Origin of the sequence: Actinoplanes lutulentus (assembly GCF_003259845.1) — a bacterium.
Lineage (GTDB): Bacteria > Actinomycetota > Actinomycetes > Mycobacteriales > Micromonosporaceae > Actinoplanes > Actinoplanes lutulentus.
On the sequence record NZ_QLMJ01000007.1, the window covers coordinates 278,349 to 297,643 of the forward strand.

A 19,295-nucleotide genomic window follows, 5' to 3' on the forward strand; every position below is an offset into this window, starting at 1 on the left:
AATCAGGCGCGGGTCAGGAACTTCTCGTAACCCTCGACCTCGAGCCGCTCGGCCAGCTCCGGGCCGCCCTCTTCGACGATCTTGCCGCCGACGAAGACGTGCACGAAGTCCGGCTTGATGTAGCGGAGGATCCGGGTGTAGTGGGTGATCAGCAGGAAGCCGGTCTCGCCGGTCGCGCGGACCCGGTTCACGCCCTCGCTGACGATCCGCAGCGCGTCGATGTCGAGGCCGGAGTCGGTCTCGTCGAGGATCGCGATCTTCGGCTTCAGCAGCTCGAGCTGCATGATCTCGTGACGCTTCTTCTCACCACCGGAGAAGCCCTCGTTCACGTTGCGCTGTGCGAACGCGGGGTCCATCTGCAGCTTCTCCATGGCGCCGCGCAGCTCGCCGGCCCAGGTACGCAGCTTCGGCGCCTCGCCGTCGATCGCGGTCTTCGCGGTACGCAGGAAGTTCGCCACCGAGACACCGGGGACCTCGACCGGGTACTGCATCGCCAGGAAGAGTCCGGCCCGGGCGCGCTCGTCGACGCTCAGCTCGTGGACGTCCACGCCGTCCAGGGTGACCGAACCACCGGTGATCTCGTACTTCGGGTGGCCCGCGATGGAGTACGCCAGGGTCGACTTGCCGGAGCCGTTCGGACCCATGATCGCGTGGGTCTCGCCGGCTTTCACGGTGAGGTCGACACCGGCCAGGATCGGCTTCAGCTCGCCCTCGGGCAGCTTCACCGAAACCTGCAGGTCACGGATCTCCAGGGTGCTCACGGCTCTACTCCATTACTCGGTGTCGTCGAAACGTAGATGTCGCCGTCGCGGATCTCGACGGGGTAGACCGCCACTGAATCGATGGCGGGTGGTCCGGAGGGTTCACCGGTGCGCAGGTCGAAGCGGGAGCCGTGCAGCCAGCACTCGAGAGTGCAGCCGTCCACCTCTCCTTCGGAGAGTGCCACGGAGGCGTGACTGCACTCGTCACGCACCGCATAGAAGTTGTCGTCGTCGGCGTGCACGACCGCGACCTCGACACCGTCGACCTCCACCTGGAGGGCGGTGCCTTTGGCCACGTCGGTCACCGGTCCGACGTACTCGAAATCCACTATGAACCGGCCTCGACCAGACGAGCCTCGATGGTGTCGCCGAGGCGCTCACGCAGCCCCTCGACCGGGATCTTGTTGATCAGCTCGGCGAAGAAGCCGCGAACCACCAGCTTGCGGGCCTCACCCTCGGGGATACCGCGGGCCATCAGGTAGAACAGCTGCTCGTCGTCGAAACGACCGGTCGCGCTCGCGTGCCCGGCGCCGGCAACCTCGCCGGTCTCGATCTCCAGGTTCGGCACCGAGTCGGCCCGTGCCCCATCGGTGAGGATGAGGTTGCGGTTGATCTCGTACGTGTCGGTGCCGGTCGCAGTCGCCCGGATCAGCACGTCGCCGACCCAGACGGTGTGCGCCGACGCGCCCTGCAGCGCGCCGCGGTAACCCACGTTGCTGCGGCAGTCCGGCGCACTGTGGTCGACGAGCTGCCGGTGCTCCTGGTGCTGGCCGGCGGTCGCGAAGTAGAGGCCGAACAGCTCGGCGTCGCCGCCGCGTCCGGCGTACTCAACGCTGGTGAACTGGCGTACCAGATCTCCGCCAAGGGTGACCTGCAGGTGCTGGACGTGCGCGTCCTTGCCGACCCGGATCTTGACGTGCTGGGCCTGGACCGCGTCGCGGTCCCATTCCGCGAGGGTGATGAACGTCAGCTGAGCGCTGTCGCCGACCACGACCTCGATGTTGTCAGCGAGCGTGACCGAGCCGGACTGCTCCAGGATGATCGTGGCCTTGGCGAAGTTGCCCACCTTCACGAAGGTGCGCGCCGCCGCGGCGTCGCCGCCCTTGCCGACCAGGCGGATCACCGCGGCCTCGGCAGGCTCGGCCTCGGCCGCCACCTCGATCACGGTGACGCCGGCGGCCGAGCCGTACGCGAGAGCGCTGACCCGGTCGAACGGCGTGAGCACCGGGTCGACGTCGTCGGCGGTCGAGACCGTCACGCCGTCCGGCAGGTCGCCGAACTCGACGCTCGGCGCCGCGCCGGTCAGCGACGTGGCCTTGACCAGGTCACCGAGCCGCTTGAGCGGGGTGAAGCGCCACTCCTCCTCCAGGCCGTTCAGGGCCGGGAAGTCGGTGACGTCGAAGGAGCGCAGCACCTGCGACTTGGTGCTCGGCGGGGCGATGGCCTCGGTTGTCATCTCTTCCTTATGTCCGCTTTGTTCGCTTCGGGAGGGCCGGGTGATTAACCCACGGCCCCTTCCATCTGGAGCTCGATCAGGCGGTTCAGCTCGAGCGCGTACTCCATCGGGAGCTCCTTGGCGATCGGCTCGATGAAGCCACGCACGATCATCGCCATCGCCTCGTCCTCAGTGAGGCCACGGCTCATCAGGTAGAAGAGCTGGTCCTCGCTGACCTTGGAGACGGTCGCCTCGTGACCCATGTTCACGTCGTCCTCGCGGATGTCGACGTACGGGTACGTGTCCGAGCGGGAGATCGTGTCGACCAGGAGCGCGTCGCACTTGACCGTGCTCTTCGAGCTCGACGAGCCCTCCAGCACCTGGACCAGGCCGCGGTACGACGTCCGGCCACCACCACGGGCGATCGACTTCGAGATGATCGTCGACGAGGTGTGCGGCGCGGCGTGCACCATCTTGGCGCCGGAGTCCTGGTGCTGACCCTCGCCGGCCATGGCGATCGAGAGAACCTCGCCCTTGGCGTGCGCGCCGGTCATGTAGACCGCCGGGTACTTCATCGTCACCTTGGAGCCGATGTTGCCGTCGACCCACTCCATGGTCGCGCCCTCTTCGCAGGTGGCGCGCTTGGTGACCAGGTTGTAGACGTTGTTCGACCAGTTCTGGATGGTCGTGTACCGAACGCGGGCGTTCTTCTTCACCACGATCTCGACGACCGCCGAGTGCAGCGAGTCGGACGAGTAGATCGGGGCGGTGCAGCCCTCGACGTAGTGGATGTAGCTGCCCTCGTCGGCGATGATCAGCGTCCGCTCGAACTGGCCCATGTTCTCGGTGTTGATCCGGAAGTAGGCCTGCAGCGGGATGTCGACGTGCACACCCTTCGGCACGTAGATGAACGAGCCGCCGGACCACACGCTGGTGTTCAGCGCGGCGAACTTGTTGTCGCCGACCGGGATGACGGTGCCGAAGTACTCCTTGAAGAGTTCCTCGTGCTCCCGCAGCGCGGTGTCGGTGTCCAGGAAGAGCACGCCCTGCTGCTCGAGGTCCTCACGGATCGCGTGGTAGACGACCTCGGACTCGTACTGCGCGGCGACGCCGGAGACCAGACGCTGCTTCTCCGCCTCGGGGATGCCGAGGCGGTCGTACGTCGCCTTGATGTCCGCGGGCAGGTCATCCCAGGTGGCGGCCTGCTTCTCGGTGGAGCGCACGAAGTACTTGATGTTCTGGAAGTCGATGCCGGTGAGGTCGGCGCCCCAGTTCGGCATGGGCTTGCGGTCGAACAGCCGCAGACCCTTCAGGCGCAGGTCGAGCATCCACTGGGGCTCGCTCTTCAGCGCCGAGATGTTGCGCACCACCGCTTCGGACAGTCCGCGCTGAGCCGTGGCGCCAGCCGTGTCGGTGTCGGCCCAGCCGTACTCGTACCGACCCAGAGCGGCGAGGTGCTCTTCCTGAGTGACGATCTGGTCAGTCATGTATCTGTCCTAACCGTGATTGCGGTGGTTACACATGATGAGGCGGGAATGTGCGTTGTACACACCCCGTCACCGTGGGCGATGGTGGCGAGACGCTGGACGTGGGTGCCGACGAGCCGGGAGATGACTTCGGTCTCGGCGTCGCACAGCTGAGGAAACTCGGCAGCCACGTGAGCCACCGGGCAGTGATGCTGGCACAGCTGCCCACCGGACGCGATCGTGGTCGCGCTGGCAGCGTAACCCTCGGCGGTCAATGCGTCGGCGAGTGCCTCGGCCCGCGCCATCGGATCGGACCCGGCAGACAAAATAGCGGCTTGCAGACGCTCCTCGAGCGCCTGGACCTGGGCTGCAGCGAACGCGCTCAACGCTTCCGGACCGTGCTGCTCGGCGATCCATCGCAGCGCGGCGGTGGCGATGCCGTCGTAGTGGTGCGGGTTGTTGCGGTCGTCGCGGCCGGCGGCCGTGAGAACGAATGCCTTGGCCGGTCTGCCTCGTCCACGAGGTTTGTCCCGGCGCAGCTCGCGCGTCTCCACGAGATCCTCGGCGAGCATGGCGTCGAGGTGCTTGCGAATGGCGGCCGGACTCAAGCCTAGCTCGGCTCCCAGCTCCGCCGCGGTGGCCGCGCCACGCTCCAGGAGCAGGCGGGCGACACGGTCCCGGGTGCGCCCGTCCGAGGCGGTGGCGGACGCCACCACGCTCGTCGGTATCAACACCAGGTTTTTCACTACGGCAACGTTACGTATTTCCGCGAGGGCCCGCAAACCAAACCCCGGTGATCCACCACACCGGTGACCGGAGCTGCCAAAATTCGTGTCGTACCCCGCGCGTACGATCCGTCGCGTGAAGTACTCCGTGCTGCGCCCGCTGGCCCTCGCGTCGCTGATCGCCAATGCCGCGCTGATCGTCACCGGTGCCGCGGTTCGACTCACCGGTTCCGGCCTCGGCTGCCCGACATGGCCGAAATGCACCGACGACTCCTACACGACGACGTCCGAGATGGGCGTCCACGGGATGATCGAGTTCGGCAACCGCCTGCTCACCTTCGTCCTGGTCGCCCTGGCGTTCGCCACGTTCTTCGCCGCGCTGCTCAACCGCCCGCGCCGCAAATCGCTGATCGTGCTCTCCGTCGTGGTCGCGCTCGGCATCCCCGGCCAGGGCATCGTCGGCGGCATCACGGTCCTGACGAACCTCAACCCGTGGGTCGTGGGCATCCACTTCCTGCTCTCGATCGCGCTGATCGCCGGCTGTTACGCCCTCTGGCGCCGCATCGACGAGGGCGACGCCAAGCCGATCCCGCTGGTCCCGGCCCCGATCCGCCACCTCGCCTGGATCACCGCGTCGGTCAGCCTCGCCGTCATCACCGTCGGCGTCATCGTCACCGGCAGCGGCCCGCACGCCGGCGACCAGGGCGCCAAACGCAACGGCCTCGACCCGGCCACGATCTCCCAGGTCCACGCCGACCTGGTCTTCCTCCTGATCGGCCTGTCCGTCGCCCTCTGGTTCGCCCTCCGCGCGATCAACGCCCCCGCACACACGATCCGAGCGGCCGGCGTCCTGATCCTGGTCGAATTCGGTCAGGGCATCATCGGCTTCGTCCAGTACTTCACCCACCTCCCCGTCCTCCTGGTCGCCGCCCACATGCTCGGCGCCGCAATCACCTGGACAGCCACCCTCGCCGTCCTCTGGTCCCTCCGCACCCGCCCACAGCAAGAAGCCCCAAACCCCACCGAAACCCTCACCCCCTACGAATCGGTCACCGCCTAACCCCTTTTTCCGTACGCGTAACCGCACACCTCTCAAGAGTCCCCCGCGACCTCTGACGCGGGTCCAGGCCGCAGCGCCCCTCTCGCGACACGTCGCCGGCCACTCCCCCTACGCGTCCCGCTACCGGCTCCCCCGCGGCTCTCGGCCGCGACGCGGCCGCGTCACCGGCCCCAGCCCCCTTCGCGCGACGCGGCCGTGTCGCCGATCCCAGCTCCCTTCGCGCGGCTCGCCCTGGGTGCCGGGTCAAGCTCGGGATGCCAGGCGGGGTGAGCGCGAGTCCAGGCCGTTGCGCCACCCAACCTGCCTGCATGGCCCCGGCCGTTACGCGGCGAGGTCGCCGGCCCACCCGATGAGCGCGGCGCATGGCAGTGCCGGGCCGGAATCCAGGCCCCCGGGATCCAGGGCCGGGCCCAGAGCTCGCAAGATCGACCCCGGCACGACCGGAACGCCGCGAGCCGTCGCCCAGCCATGGAATGACCGGCCCATAACGTGCCTCAACGACGGCTGACACCGCCCGGCCGTAGCCCAGCCACGAAATAGCGCCCCGATTACATGCGCGAGCTACGGCCGGAGCCCCGCAACCCGCCCCGAACCCGTAAAGCCCACCCGCGCCGTAGCCTCACCCCGCGCCACAGCCTCACCCCGCGCCGTAGCCTCACCCACGCCGTGGCCTCACCCGAGCCGTAGCCCAGAGAGGTCATCCGGCCCGATGACCTACATGCGCTACGGCCCGCCCCCTCGCAGCCACACCACGCCTCACCGGTCGAGCCTCGCCTCGCGGCCGCGCTTGGCAGACGGCCGCGTTACGGCCTGGATCGAGGCGGAGCGGAAGCTGCGCAACGGCCTGAGCTCGCACCCAGCCCGCGTGGCGACCCAGCTCGACCCGGCAACCACCGCAAGCCGCGCGAATGGACCTGGACCAGCGACACGGCCGCGCTACGGCCTGAACCACGCGGGGAGTCGGCGGCAAACGGCGGAGCGAGGGCGGGCTCGGGAGCCGGCGGCGAAGGGTTGGGCAGGGAGTGGCCGGCGACGTGTCGCGAGAGGCGCGTTGCGGCCTGGGGCACCGCGAGACCTCGCGGGGGACTCACGAGAGGTGTGCGGTTACGCGTACCAAAATGGCGTCGGCAAGACGGTCCGCCGCTGAGGGGGCTGAGCGCAGGAAGAGGCTGGGTTCTGTCAGCTCCAGCTCGATCAGCGTGGGGGCGCCGTCCGGGCCGGGGATCAGGTCCACCCGGGCGTAGAGGAGCTGGGACGTCCCACCTGGGATCGCGGCCAGAACCCGCGCCGCCACGTCCCGTTCCGCCTGCGAGGGCGTGCGCGGGGTGATGGACTCGTCGCCCGGCTGGATGGTGCCGTCGGCGGGGCCCTTCAGCATGGGGCCCTTGCGGATGGCGTGGCTGAACGAGAGCTCGCCCGATTTGTCCGGAAGGCACAGGAGCGCGGTCTCGCCGGCCGTGTCGACCGCTCGCAGATAGGGCTGGATCATCGCGGTTCGGCCGGCCGCGTGGAGGCGGGTGACCAGAGTTTCGGCTTGCTCGCTCTGCGCGGGGAAAGCGTAGCGGCCGGTGTCCTGGCTGCCGGCGCTGATCGTCGGCTTGACCACCCACTCACCCTCGGCCGGCGGCTTCCAGGTCTGGCCCGGTGCGACGAACTCGGTGGGGATGGTCGGGATGCCGGCGGCGGCGAGGTCGCGGAGGTAGACCTTGTCGGTGTTCCACTCGACGATCGTGGCCGGGTTCACCAGGCGGGGCACGCGGTGCGCCCAGGCGACGAACGCGTCGTGGCGGGCCACGTAATCCCATGGGGAACGGATGACCGTGAGGTCGTAACGGGACCAGTCCGCGGACTCGTCGTCCCAGCGGACCGCCTCGACGATCACCCCGCGCTCGCGCAAGGCGTCGCGCAGGGGGTGATCGTCGTCCCAGAGGTCAGGAAAGGTCGCGCACGTCACGAGTGCGACCCGGGTGGCGGTGCTCACTTCAGCGGGCCATGCTCCGGCGCGCCATCGAACGCCACAGGTCGTTGCTGGGACGCATCTGCTCCAGGAGCTCCCGCTCCCACTCGTTCTCCACGGCGACGCCGGCCTGCTCGCAAGCCTCGCGAGCGACACCGGTGTCCTGGGCGAACTGGTCGGACCACTCGCCGTCCTCTCCGACGAGGACGATGCGGGCGCCGCGCTTACCGACGTACTCGATCACCGCCTTGGCGCCGTCGTGCTCGGCGGCGAAAGACTTGATCTCGCGGGTCAGTGTCGTAACGGAACCTTCTGCCATAGGTCGCAGCCTAAGCAGTGAAGGACGCCCCGTGGGTAACCCCGGACTTGTTTTGTGACTCCAATTACCAGCAGGTTTCGTAATCTGCGGCATTGTTTTGAGTTGATTACGCCCGAATTGTCAGGTCAACCAATATCAACCCAACGAGTGACGGACAGTAACTGACACTGATCACAATCCGGACATCCGGTGCGACGGCAGGCGGGACGGTGACGCTTAGATGAGAGCGTCGACAGCGATCGCCATGAAGACCACGGTCAAATAAGTGATCGACAAGTGGAACAGCCGCATCGGGTTCACCGTGTCACCCGCGCGGGTCTTGACCACCAGCCGGATCGCCTCGGCGAGGAAGACGAGGCCCATCACGATGGCGGTCACGCCGTAAATCGGTCCGAGACCGAGCGGCCAGGCCACGAGCGAAGCGACCACAGTGAGGACGGTGTAGACCAGGATCTCGAAATTGACCCTGCTCATCGACCGGACAACAGGGAGCATCGGAATGCCGGCCCGCGCGTAGTCGTCCTTGTACTTCACCGCGAGCGCGTAGAAGTGCGGCATCTGCCAAAAGAAGACAACCGCGAAAAGCGCCCAGGCCAGCGGCGGGATGGACCCGGTCACCGCGGCCCAGCCGATCACCACGGGCGCGGCACCGCAGGCGCCACCCCAGAAGGTGTTCGCCGGGGTCCGGCGCTTCAGCCACATCGTGTAGATCACGTCGTAGTAGAAGATCGACGCTGCGGTGAGGACGGTGGCGAGCCAGTTGGTGAGCAACGCCATGACCACCAGCGACACGACGGACAGCGTCAATCCGAAGATCAGCACGGCACGCGGCGTGAGCTGGTTGGCCGGGAGTGGACGGCGCTTGGTCCGCCGCATCAACTGGTCGATGTCACGGTCGATGTAGCAGTTGAGGACGCTCGCCCCGCCACCGGCGAGACCGCCTCCGACCAGGACCGCCGCGAACGTCACGGGGTCGGGCCAGCCGCCTGCGGCCAGCATCATGGTCGGCACTGTGGTTACTAAAAGGAGCTCGACGATCTGCGGCTTGGTGAGCGCCAGGTACGCCCTGAGAAGCGCTATCCGGTTACGCGGCGCACGCTCCGCCACGCCGGGCGACCGTCGGTGGACGGGACGCTCGGTGATCATGCTCACGGACAGCCACCTTCCGGCATCGGCTTTATTTCGCGGCCGTTGCCGGGTATTCACCCAGCGGCTCGCCCGGACAGCCTACGCGCAGCCGTCTCCGCTGCTCGGGGCACCCAGTGCGGGTGCAGACGGTCACACCACTTGATCCGGCGTGTCCGCTCACAGCGTATGTGCCTAGGGCGTTCACTGCGCACGTGTTTAGCCCGACTGGATAGGGTCAAGCCGAAAAGGGTTCCATAATTTTGCCCGAGGAGCACAACCGACGTGGCTGCCACAGATCCCGCTCTCAACTGGTCCGACCTCGACCGCAAGGCGGTGGACACCAGCCGGGTGCTGGCCATGGACGCCGTGGAGAAGGCCGGCAACGGCCACCCCGGCACCGCTATGAGCCTGGCGCCGGCCGCCTACCTGCTGTTCAACCGCGTGATGCGGCACGACCCCACGGATCCGCAGTGGGCGGGACGCGACCGCTTCGTGCTGTCCTGCGGACACTCGAGCCTCACGCTTTACGTACAGCTCTTCCTCAACGGATACAGCACCTCACTGGATGACCTGAAGTCCCTGCGCCAGTGGGACTCGCTCACTCCGGGTCACCCCGAGTACGGGCACACCCCCGGCGTCGAGATCACCACCGGCCCGCTGGGCCAGGGCATCGGCAACGCGGTCGGCATGGCGATGTCCGCCCGCCGCGAGCGCGGTCTGTTCGACCCGGACACCGCCGCCGGCCAGTCCCCCTTCGACCACCGCGTGTACGCGCTCTGCTCGGACGGCGACATCGAAGAGGGTGTCAGCCACGAGTCCAGCGCCATCGCGTCGGTGCAGAAGCTCGGCAACCTCACGGTGATCTACGACGACAACGAGATCTCCATCGAGGACGACACCCGGATCGCCAAGTCCGAGGACGTCGGCGCCCGGTACGCGGCGTACGGCTGGCACGTCCAGACCGTGAACTGGCGCGGCGAGAACGGCTACGACGAAGACGTCGAGGCCCTCTGGGACGCGATCCAGGCCGCCAAGGCGGTGACCGACAAGCCGTCCTTCATCGTCCTCAAGACGATCATCGGCTTCCCCGCGCCGAAGAAGCAGAACACCGGCAAGATCCACGGCTCCGCGCTGGGCGCCGACGAGATCGCCGCGACCAAGAAGATCCTGGGCTTCGCCAACGAGCCGTTCGCCATCGACGACGACGTCGTGAAGCACGCGCAGCAGGTTGTCGAGCGCGGCAAGGCGGCGCACGCCGAGTGGGACAAGGCGTACGGCGCCTGGGCTGCCGGCAACGCCGAGGGCAAGGCGCTGTTCGAGCGTCTCGCCACCCGCACCCTGCCGGAGGGCTGGCTCGACGCGCTCCCGGTCTTCCCCGCGGACGAGAAGGGCATCGCCACCCGCGCCGCGTCCGGCAAGGTCCTGGAGGCGCTCGCGCCGGTGCTCCCCGAGCTCTGGGGCGGCTCCGCCGACCTGGCGGAGAGCAACAACACCACGATGAAGGGCGAGCCGTCCTTCATCCCGGCGGAGTACGCCACCAAGGAGTTCCCGGGCCACGAGTACGGCCGCACGCTGCACTTCGGCATCCGTGAGCACGGCATGGGCTCGATCCTCAACGGCATCGCGGTCCACGGCGGCACCCGCCCGTACGGCGGCACGTTCCTGGTCTTCAGTGACTACATGCGTGGTTCGGTCCGCCTCTCCGCGCTGATGAAGCTGCCGGTCACGTTCGTGTGGACGCACGACTCGATCGGCCTCGGCGAGGACGGCCCGACGCACCAGCCGATCGAGACGCTGACCGCGCTGCGCGCGATCGTCGGCCTCGACGTGGTCCGCCCGGCCGACGCCAACGAGACCGCGTACGCGTGGCGTGGCGCCCTGGAGAACAAGGACCGCCCGACCGCGCTCGCGCTGTCCCGGCAGAACCTGCCCACCGTCGACCGCACCAAGTACGCGTCGGCCGAGGGCACCCTCAAGGGCGGCTACATCCTGTCCGAGGCGTCCACCGGCGAGCCCAAGGTGATCCTGATCGCCAGCGGTTCCGAGGTGTCCATCGCGCTCACCGCGCAGGAGCGCCTCGAGGCTGAGGGCACCCCGACCCGGGTGGTCTCGATGCCGTGCCAGGAGTGGTTCTACGCGCAGGACATCGCGTACCAGCAGCAGGTCATCCCGCGTGGCGTGAAGGCTCGCGTCACCGTCGAGGCCGGCATCCGGATGAGCTGGGACCGCATCCTCGGTGACGCCGGCGAGGCCGTCAGCATCGAGCACTACGGCGCCAGCGCCCCGGCGAAGATCCTCTTCGAGCAGTTCGGCTTCACTCCCGACAACGTCGTCGCGAAGGCCAACGCATCACTCGCCAAGGTCGGCGAGATCACCGGCCACAAGACCGGCAACTGAATTCTTAAGGAGCAAGGCAAATGACGGACAGGCTGGCTGAGCTCTCCGCGCAAGGCGTTGCGGTGTGGCTCGACGATCTCTCCCGGGTACGGCTGACCAGCGGTTCGCTGGAGAAGCTGCGCCGTGACCAGCACGTGGTCGGTGTCACCACCAACCCGAGCATCTTCCAGAAGGCTCTCTCCGACGCTGACGCGTACGACGAGCAGCTGCGCGACCTCGCGGTCCAGGGTGTGACGGTCGAGGAGGCCGTCCGCCTGATGACCGCCAAGGACGTCCGCTGGGCCGCTGACGTGTTCCGCCCGACCTACGACGCCTCGAACGGCATCGACGGCCGGATCTCCATCGAGGTGGACCCGCGCAAGGCGCACGAGACCGCCTCCACGGTCGCCGAGGCGAAGACCCTCTGGTGGCTGGTGGACCGCCCCAACCTCTACATCAAGATCCCGGCGACGCTGGCCGGCCTGCCCGCCATCACCGAGGTTCTCGGCGCGGGCATCAGCGTGAACGTGACGCTGATCTTCTCGGTCGAGCGCTACGAGGCGGTCATCGACGCGTTCCTGACCGGCCTGGAGAAGGCCAAGGCGAACGGCCACGACCTCAGCAAGATCGGTTCGGTCGCGTCGTTCTTCGTCTCCCGCGTGGACACCGAGATCGACAAGCGGCTCGACAAGATCGGCTCGGACGAGGCCAAGGGCCTCAAGGGCAAGGCGGCCATCGCCAACGCTCAGCTGGCGTACGAGGCGTACACCAAGGTGTTCAGCGGCGACCGCTGGAAGGCCCTGGCCGACGCCGGCGCCCACCCGCAGCGTCCGCTCTGGGCGTCGACCGGCACGAAGAACCCCGACTTCCTCGACACGATCTACGTCGAGGAGCTGATCGCGCCCGGCACGGTCAACACCATGCCGGAGTCGGTCATCTTCGCGTACGAGGACCACGGCACCACCCGCGGCGACACCGTCACCGCGAATTTCGCGAGCGCTCACCAGGTCTTCACCGACCTCGCGGCGGCCGGAATCGACCTCACCGACGTCTTCAAGGTCCTTGAGGACGAGGGCGTCGAGAAGTTCGAGGCTGCCTGGAACGAGCTGCTCGAGGGCGTCACGAAGTCGCTGAAGGCCGCCGCCGGCGGTGCCAAGAACCCCAGCGACGCTGCCTGACCCGAGGTTTTTGTGGCCTGTCGCGGGAGTCCCCGCGACAGGCCGTTCCATCTGACGAAAATTTGGCAGGATGGCAACGTGGGTAATCCGCTGCGTACCGCACAGGACCGTCGGCTTCCGCGGATTCCGGAGCCCTGCGCTCTGGTGATCTTCGGGGTCACCGGTGACCTGTCCCGTAAAAAGCTCATCCCGGCCGTCTACGACCTGGCCAACCGCGGTCTTCTACCGCCTGGCTTCGTGGTCGTCGGCTTCGCCCGCGCCGACTGGGGTGATGGCGACTTCGAGTCGCTGGCCTACGCCGCCGCCAAGAAGGGCGCCCGGACGCCCTGGCGGGAGGACGTCTGGCAGCGACTCAACAGTCAATTCCACTTCGTTCCCGGCTCTTTCGACAACGACGACGACTTCGACAAGCTCTCCGAGACTCTCGATGATCTCCGTGAGCGCAATGGCATCACCGGCAACACGGCCTTCTACTTCTCCATCCCGCCCGCCGCGTTCCCGCTGGTGCTCAACCAGCTCAACCGCACCGGGCTCGCGGACAACGCGAAACTCGGCGGCTGGCGCCGGGTCGTGGTGGAGAAGCCGTTCGGCCACGACTTCGCCTCCGCGGTCTCCTTGAACGAACTCGTCGACGACGTGTTCAATCCGCAGGAGGTCTACCGGATCGACCACTACCTGGGCAAGGAGACGGTTCAGAACATCCTGGCCCTTCGCTTCGCGAACAGCCTGTTCGAACCGGTCTGGAACTCCAAGTACGTCGACAGTGTCCAGATCACCATGGCCGAGGACGTCGGCATCGGCTCCCGGGCGGCGTTCTACGACGCCTCCGGCGCCGCACGCGACGTACTGCAGAACCATCTTCTGCAGCTACTCGCTCTGGTCGGCATGGAAGAGCCCACAAGCTTCGACCCCCAAGAGGTACGGGCGGAGAAGCTCAAAGTTCTGAAAGCGATCAGTCTGCCGGCCGACATCTCGACGGGCTCGGTCCGCGGGCAGTACCTGTCCGGCTGGGTCGCCGGCGAGCGCGCACCCGGTTACCTGGAAGAGGCGAACATCCCGCCGAACTCCAACACCGAGACGTACGCGGCGGTCCGGCTCGGCATCCAGAACCGGCGCTGGGCCGGCGTCCCGTTCTTCGTACGGGTCGGCAAGCGGATGCCACGGCGGGTCTCCGAGATCGCGATCCTGTTCAAGCAGGCGCCGCACCTTCCGTTCGACCCGGCCGACGTGGAGATGCTGGGTCACAACCAGCTCGTCATCCGCGTCCAGCCGGACGAGGGCGTGGTGCTGAAGTTCGGCTCCAAGGTGCCGGGCACCGCCATGGAGGTCCGCGACATCGCGATGGACTTCCAGTACGGCGAGGCGTTCACCGAATCCAGCCCGGAGGCGTACGAGCGACTCGTGCTCGACGTGCTGATCGGTGACCGCACACTCTTCCCGGACGCTGCCGAGGTGGAGCAGTCGTGGCGGGTCATCGACCCGCTCGAGGCCGCCTGGGCGGGTACCGCTCCGGAGCCGTACCGGTCCGGTGAGTGGGGCCCCCGGGCCTCCGACGAGATGCTGGCCCGCGAGGGCCGTGCTTGGAGGCGAGCATGATCGGCCTTTGGGACACCACCGGCAACGAGGTAGTCAAGGCCCTGGCCGCCGAACGCCGCAGTGCCGGCGGCGTGGCCTCCGGCCTGGCGCTCACCCTGATCGCGGTGGTCGAGGAGAAGAAGGTACGCGAGGCGGAAGCGGCAGCCACCATCGCCGCGGCCGCACACCCGTGCCGTCTGCTCATCGTGGTGCGCTCCGACATGGACGGCCGCAGCCGCCTGGACGCGGAGATCGTCGTGGGCGGGCGCCTCGGCCCCGCCGAGGCGGTCGTCATGCGGATGTACGGCCGTCTCGCCCTGCACGCCGAGTCGGTGGTGATGCCGCTGCTGGCGCCGGACGTGCCGGTCGTCTCGTGGTGGCACGAGGAACCGCCGAACTCGATCGCGAACGACTTCCTCGGCGTCGTCGCGGACCGCCGGATCACCGACGCCGCGCAGTCCCCCGACCCGGTGGCCGCACTGCGCCAGCGGGCCGTGGACTACGCACCCGGTGACACCGACCTGACCTGGACCCGGATCACCCTCTGGCGCACGCTGGTGGCCGGCGCGTTCGACTCGACCGACGCCCGGGTCACCGGCGCTCGGATCGTGGCGCCGGAGAAGGACCCCACCGCGTGGCTGATGCTCGGCTGGCTCAAGTCCCGCCTCGGCATCGAGCCGGTGCTGGAGCACACCGACCGGTCACCTCGCCTGCACTCGGTGGAGCTGCTGTGCGAGAACGGCGACTGTGTACGGGTCACCCGCGAGGAAGGTACGGCGCTGTTCAGCCGGACCGGCCAGGAGGACCGGTACATGCCGCTGCCGAAGCGGGCCGTCGGTGACGAACTCGCCGAGGAGCTGCGCCGGCTCGACGCCGACCAGATCTACGCGGACGCTCTCAGCGCGATGGCCGGCGTGCCGGACCTGAGCCAGCGGGCGCCGATGCGCGTACACGTCTGGAAGGACCCGGCACTGGCCGCCCGCGCGGCCAGTGCGGCTTCCTGATCATCGTTTGCCGAATTCGACACCGGGCCGTCCGCCGCATCGCGGCGGGCGGCCCTTCATAGGGGAGAGACCTCAAATTGAGTGAGACCGTGGTCGTGGTTGTTCCGGACGCCGACATCCTGGCGTCGACGGTGGCGGCACGGCTCGCCATCAAGATCATTGACGCGCAGGCGGTGCACGGCACGGCCAGCGTGGTGCTGACCGGCGGGCGCGTCGCGGCGAAGGTGCTGCGCTCGCTCAGTGACCTGCCCGCCGCCGCGGCGATCGACTGGTCGCGGGTGGACCTGTGGTGGGGCGACGAGCGTTTCCTGCCGTCCGGCGACCCGGACCGCAACGAGACCCAGGCCCGCGAGGCGGTGCTGGACAAGCTGCCGCTCGACCCGGCCCGGGTGCACGCGATGCCGGCCACCGACGGCCCGGACGGCGACGACGCCGTCGCGGCCGCTGCCCGGTACGCGGCCGAGCTGGGTGACACCCTCCCCCGCTTCGACGTGCTGATGCTCGGTGTCGGCGAGGACGGCCATGTGGCGTCGCTGTTCCCCGGCCACCCCGGCCTTGAGGCGACCGGGAGCGCGGCCGCGGTGTTCGACAGCCCGAAGCCGCCGCCCACCCGGGTGACGCTGACCTTCTCGACGATCCGGAGCGCCGACGAGGTGTGGCTGATCGCGGCCGGACCGGACAAGGCGGCCCCGATCGGCGCCGTCCACGGTGGTGCTTCGCTGCCGGCTGGGAGCGCTGTGGGCGTACGGAAGACCCTCTGGCTGCTGGACCGGGCAGCGGCGTCAGAGATCCGCTGAGCGTGGTGAGGAGAGGGCGTTATGCGCCCTCTCCTTAGAATGGCGGCCGTGACGATCCGCAGCTACCGGCCCAGTGACCTTGAAGCGATCTACGACATCTGTGCGCGCACCGGCGCCGCAGGGCAGGACGCGCGGGGGCTGTACAGCTCGGATCGGCTGCTCGGGGACATCTGGGCGGTGCCGTACGTGGTGCACGAGCCGGAGCACGCCCATGTGGCCGAGGACGGCGAGGGCAATCCGATCGGTTACATCCTCGGTACGGCCGACACCGCCGCGTTCGTGAAGTGGTACCGCGCCGAGTGGCTGCCGGCCACGGTGGACCGTCTCGTCGCCGGGGATCCCCGCGACGAGGGGATGCTCGATCTGCATCACGAGCCGGAGCGGATGCTGATCCCGGAGCTGGCCGGCTATCCGGCACATCTGCACATCGACCTGCTGCCGCAGGCGCAGGGCCAGGGGCTGGGACGGCAGCTGATGGCGGCGTTCCTGGCCGGGCTGCGCGACGCCGGCGTCTCGCGGGTGCACCTCGGGATGGCGCCGGAGAACCACGGCGCGTACCGGTTCTACCAGCGTCTCGGTTTCCACGACGTCGAGGTGCCGGACGCGGGCGCGCTCTTCCTGGGCCGGGACACCACACCGCTGAGCTGATTGAGCCGGCCGCCCCCGTGCGGCCGGCCTCAACCGCGTCTGTCTAACGCTCGCCGCGCCGCTGGCGCAGCTTGGCGAGCGCCTCGGCGAGGATCGCCTGGGCGTCCTCTTCGGAGCGGCGCTCCTTCACGTACGCGAGATGCGACTTGTAGGGCTCGGCGCGGAGCCGGCCCGGCGGGTTCGACCGGTCGAGACCGGCCGGCTGCCCGCAGCGAGGGCAGTCCCACGTATCCGGTGTCGCGGCCTCCGCCGCGAACCAGATCTGGCTGTCGTGGCCGGCCGCGCAGAAATACGTGATCTGCCTGCGCGGTGCGGGTTCGGTGCGCTCGTCGGGCCGCATCGGGCTGGACCCGACACGACTGCCGCGGATAGCGCTGCCACTGGACACGGACGTCACTCCTGTCTCGAGGGGCCTCAAGAGCCGCCCGGGCGGGGGTTGGTCAAACCGGACGGCGAGGACAAAAAACCGCGCGGCCGGAAAAACCGGCCGCGCGGCAGATTGTACGACTATGAGCGCCCGTCAGGAAGCCAGCTGAAGTTTGAGCCAGAAACCGAGGCCGACAATGCAGGCGAACCAGATGATGCCCACCAGAACGGTGTAGCGATCCAGGTTCTTCTCCGCCACCGAGGAACCGGCCAGGCTGGAGGTGACGCCGCCACCGAACATGCTCGACATGCCGCCGCCCTTACCCCGGTGCAGCAGGATCAGCAGGGTCAGCAGAATGCTGGTGGTGATCAGCAACACGATCAACGTGTAAGCGAACGCGATCGGCATGGTCGGGTTCATTCCTCTCGAAGGGCACAGCAAGCGGTCCCACAATAGCGGGTGCCCGGCCGTTTGTTACGGCCGGGCACGCGCGATCTGCATGTGATCAGAGATCAGCGAGCTACGTGCTCCGGGAAGCGCACGATGGCCGCGAAGCCCTCGGCGTCCAGAGCCGCGCCACCGACCAGGGCGCCGTCGACATCCGGCTGCGCCATGATCGAGGCGATGTTCCCCGCCTTGACCGAGCCGCCGTACTGGATGCGGACCGCTTCGGCCACCTCGGCGCCGTACTTCTCGACCAGCCGCGCACGGATCGCGCCGCAGACCTCCTGCGCGTCGTCCGGCGTGGCGGTCTTGCCGGTGCCGATCGCCCAGACCGGCTCGTACGCGATGACGATCTGCTTGATCTGGTCTTCCTTGAGCCCGTCCAGGCCCGCGTCGACCTGCGAGGTGCAGTGGCCCACGTGAGCGGACTCCTCGCGGACCGACAGGCCCTCGCCGACGCAGAAGATCGGGGTCAGGCCGGCCGTGAAGGCCGCCTTGATCTTCGCGTTGACCAGCTCGTCGGTCTCGTTGTGGTACTCGCGGCGCTCGGAGTGCCCGATCACCACGTAGCTGCAGCCGAGCTTCGCCAGCATCGAGCCGGCGATCTCACCGGTGTACGCGCCGGACGCGTGCTGCGAGATGTCCTGAGCGCCGTACGCGATGCCGAGCTTGTCGCCGTCCACAGCGGTCTGCACGGTACGCAGGTCGGTGAAGGGCGGCAGCACGACGGTCTCGACCGCGTCCAGCTGGGCCGGGGTGAGGCTCGCGGCCAGCTTCTGGATGAGGAGATTCGCCTCGAAGTGGTTGAGGTTCATCTTCCAGTTGCCGGCAATGATCGGCTTACGGGTCGTCATCACTTCTCCAGTGCGGCGACGCCCGGCAGCGTCTTGCCTTCGAGGTACTCCAGGGACGCGCCCCCGCCGGTGGAGATGTGGCCGAACGCGGTCTCGTCCAGGCCGAGCGTGCGTACCGCCGCGGCCGAGTCGCCGCCACCGACGACCGAGAAGCCGTCGATCTTGGTGATCGCCTCGGCGACACCGCGGGTGCCGGCGGCGAACGGAGCGAGCTCGAAGACGCCCATCGGGCCGTTCCAGAAGACCGTCTTCGCACCGGCGACAGCCTCGGCGAAGAGAGCCGTCGACTTCGGGCCGATGTCGAGACCGAGCCGGTCAGCCGGGATGTCCGAGACATCCACGACGTCGTGCTCGGCGTCCGCCGAGAACTCGGTGGCCGCGACCACGTCGACGGGCAGGACGATCCGGCCGTCCGCCTGCTCCAGCAGGTCGGCACACACGGAGATCATCTCGGCCTCGAGGAGGGACTTGCCCACCTCGTGACCCTGCGCCTTGAGGAACGTGAAGCACATGCCGCCACCGACGAGGAGCTTGTCCACCTTCGGCAGCAGCGCCTGGATCACGGCGAGCTTGTCGGAGACCTTCGAACCGCCGAGAACGACGACGTAGGGCTGCTCCGGGCTCTCCGAGACCTTCTTCAGGACCTCGACCTCTTTGAGGACGAGTCCACCGGCGTAGTGCGGCAGCCGGGCCGGTACGTCGTACACCGACGCGTGCTTGCGGTGCACCGCACCGAAAGCGTCATCGACGTAGAAGTCCGCGAACTTCGCCAGTTCGTCGGCGAAAGCGCCACGCTCCGCGTCGTCCTTCGACGTCTCGCCCTTGTTGAAGCGCAGGTTCTCCAGAAGAAGCACCTGCCCGTCCTCAAGAGCCTCGACCGCGGCCGAGGCGGAGGCGCCGACAGTGTCCTCAGCGAAGACAACCGACGAGCCGAGCAGCTCACCCAGCCGGGCAGCGACCGGCGCGAGCGTAAATGCAGGGTCCGGCGCGCCCTTCGGACGGCCCAGGTGGGACGCCACGATCACGCGGGCGCCCGCATCGCGCAGGGCGATCAGCGTCGGCAGGACCGCGCGGGCGCGGCCGTCGTCACTGATGACACCCGGATTTGCCTTGTCGAACGGGACGTTCAGGTCGGCGCGCACGAACACGCGCCGACCCGAGACACCCTCGCCGAGCAGGTCGTCGAGAGTCTTCAAGTTAG

At 68.2% G+C, this 19,295-nt stretch carries 19 protein-coding genes; 7 read left to right on the forward strand and 12 right to left on the reverse strand.

The genetic code is table 11. From position 1 onward, the window contains the following. Positions 1-2: 2 nt before the first annotated feature. The 5 genes from sufC to B0I29_RS18170 are packed head-to-tail and all read right to left on the reverse strand — an operon-like array spanning position 3 to position 4,408. Positions 3-761 carry a Fe-S cluster assembly ATPase SufC gene (gene sufC, locus B0I29_RS18150; protein WP_111650165.1) on the reverse strand — a complete coding sequence of 253 codons (759 nt, stop codon included), beginning with the start codon at positions 759-761 and terminating at the stop codon, positions 3-5. Beyond that, on the reverse strand, positions 758-1,090 hold the full coding sequence (locus B0I29_RS18155; RefSeq protein WP_181557854.1) for a Rieske (2Fe-2S) protein: 333 nt from the start codon (positions 1,088-1,090) through the stop codon (positions 758-760). Before B0I29_RS18155 ends, sufC begins: the two co-directional genes overlap by 4 nt. Next, positions 1,090-2,217 (reverse strand): Fe-S cluster assembly protein SufD, encoded by a 1,128-nt coding sequence (gene sufD, locus B0I29_RS18160; protein WP_111650166.1) that lies wholly within the window; start codon positions 2,215-2,217, stop codon positions 1,090-1,092. Before sufD ends, B0I29_RS18155 begins: the two co-directional genes overlap by 1 nt. Positions 2,218-2,261: 44 nt before the next feature. Next, positions 2,262-3,683, reverse strand: a complete 1,422-nt coding sequence (sufB, locus tag B0I29_RS18165) for a Fe-S cluster assembly protein SufB (RefSeq protein WP_111650167.1) — start codon at positions 3,681-3,683, stop codon at positions 2,262-2,264. Further along, complete coding sequence (locus B0I29_RS18170) at positions 3,680-4,408, reverse strand: helix-turn-helix transcriptional regulator (protein ID WP_111650250.1); 729 nt, start codon at positions 4,406-4,408, stop codon at positions 3,680-3,682. Before B0I29_RS18170 ends, sufB begins: the two co-directional genes overlap by 4 nt. 115 nt (positions 4,409-4,523) lie before the next feature. Here B0I29_RS18170 and B0I29_RS18175 point away from each other — a divergent pair, with 115 nt between their 5' ends. Next, the gene (locus B0I29_RS18175; RefSeq protein WP_245972599.1) at positions 4,524-5,447 is read left to right on the forward strand and encodes a COX15/CtaA family protein; all 924 of its coding nucleotides are present in this window, start codon (positions 4,524-4,526) and stop codon (positions 5,445-5,447) included. A 1,087-nt stretch (positions 5,448-6,534) separates the two neighbouring features. Here the strand turns inward: B0I29_RS18175 and B0I29_RS18180 are convergent. The 3 genes from B0I29_RS18180 to B0I29_RS18190 form a co-directional block, all read right to left on the reverse strand. After that, complete coding sequence (locus B0I29_RS18180; protein ID WP_111650169.1) at positions 6,535-7,428, reverse strand: ATP-grasp domain-containing protein; 894 nt, start codon at positions 7,426-7,428, stop codon at positions 6,535-6,537. A gap of 1 nt (position 7,429) precedes the next feature. Further along, positions 7,430-7,723: a hypothetical protein gene (locus B0I29_RS18185; protein WP_111650170.1), complete on the reverse strand. Its 294-nt coding sequence runs from the start codon at positions 7,721-7,723 to the stop codon at positions 7,430-7,432. 216 nt (positions 7,724-7,939) lie between these two features. Then, positions 7,940-8,869 carry a heme o synthase gene (locus B0I29_RS18190; protein WP_221401893.1) on the reverse strand — a complete coding sequence of 310 codons (930 nt, stop codon included), beginning with the start codon at positions 8,867-8,869 and terminating at the stop codon, positions 7,940-7,942. A 264-nt stretch (positions 8,870-9,133) separates the two neighbouring features. Between B0I29_RS18190 and tkt the strand changes: the two genes are divergently transcribed. The 6 genes from tkt to B0I29_RS18220 all read left to right on the forward strand — a co-directional run bounded on the left by tkt (position 9,134) and on the right by B0I29_RS18220 (position 16,429). Beyond that, positions 9,134-11,248: a transketolase gene (tkt, locus tag B0I29_RS18195; protein ID WP_111650172.1), complete on the forward strand. Its 2,115-nt coding sequence runs from the start codon at positions 9,134-9,136 to the stop codon at positions 11,246-11,248. A 20-nt stretch (positions 11,249-11,268) separates the two neighbouring features. Beyond that, entirely contained in the window at positions 11,269-12,405 is a 1,137-nt protein-coding gene (tal, locus tag B0I29_RS18200; protein ID WP_111650173.1) for a transaldolase, read from the forward strand. Positions 12,406-12,483: 78 nt separating this feature from the next. Next, positions 12,484-14,001, forward strand: a complete 1,518-nt coding sequence (gene zwf / locus B0I29_RS18205; protein ID WP_111650174.1) for a glucose-6-phosphate dehydrogenase — start codon at positions 12,484-12,486, stop codon at positions 13,999-14,001. After that, the gene (locus B0I29_RS18210) at positions 13,998-14,984 is read left to right on the forward strand and encodes a glucose-6-phosphate dehydrogenase assembly protein OpcA (protein ID WP_111650175.1); all 987 of its coding nucleotides are present in this window, start codon (positions 13,998-14,000) and stop codon (positions 14,982-14,984) included. The genes zwf and B0I29_RS18210 overlap by 4 nt, the downstream gene beginning before the upstream one ends. Positions 14,985-15,061: 77 nt before the next feature. After that, entirely contained in the window at positions 15,062-15,781 is a 720-nt protein-coding gene (gene pgl / locus B0I29_RS18215; RefSeq protein WP_111650176.1) for a 6-phosphogluconolactonase, read from the forward strand. A 39-nt stretch (positions 15,782-15,820) separates the two neighbouring features. Further along, positions 15,821-16,429, forward strand: coding sequence for a GNAT family N-acetyltransferase (locus B0I29_RS18220; RefSeq protein WP_111650177.1), 609 nt, complete (start codon positions 15,821-15,823; stop codon positions 16,427-16,429). Between the two features lie 43 nt (positions 16,430-16,472). Here the strand turns inward: B0I29_RS18220 and B0I29_RS18225 are convergent, their stop codons facing one another. The 4 genes from B0I29_RS18225 to B0I29_RS18240 all read right to left on the reverse strand — a co-directional run bounded on the left by B0I29_RS18225 (position 16,473) and on the right by B0I29_RS18240 (position 19,290). Beyond that, positions 16,473-16,817: an RNA polymerase-binding protein RbpA gene (locus B0I29_RS18225; protein ID WP_111650251.1), complete on the reverse strand. Its 345-nt coding sequence runs from the start codon at positions 16,815-16,817 to the stop codon at positions 16,473-16,475. Between the two features lie 132 nt (positions 16,818-16,949). Further along, on the reverse strand, positions 16,950-17,204 hold the full coding sequence (gene secG / locus B0I29_RS18230; RefSeq protein WP_111650252.1) for a preprotein translocase subunit SecG: 255 nt from the start codon (positions 17,202-17,204) through the stop codon (positions 16,950-16,952). A gap of 104 nt (positions 17,205-17,308) precedes the next feature. Further along, positions 17,309-18,094 (reverse strand): triose-phosphate isomerase, encoded by a 786-nt coding sequence (tpiA, locus tag B0I29_RS18235; RefSeq protein WP_111650253.1) that lies wholly within the window; start codon positions 18,092-18,094, stop codon positions 17,309-17,311. Then, positions 18,094-19,290 (reverse strand): phosphoglycerate kinase, encoded by a 1,197-nt coding sequence (locus B0I29_RS18240; protein WP_111650178.1) that lies wholly within the window; start codon positions 19,288-19,290, stop codon positions 18,094-18,096. Before B0I29_RS18240 ends, tpiA begins: the two co-directional genes overlap by 1 nt. Between the last annotated feature and the right edge of the window lie 5 nt (positions 19,291-19,295).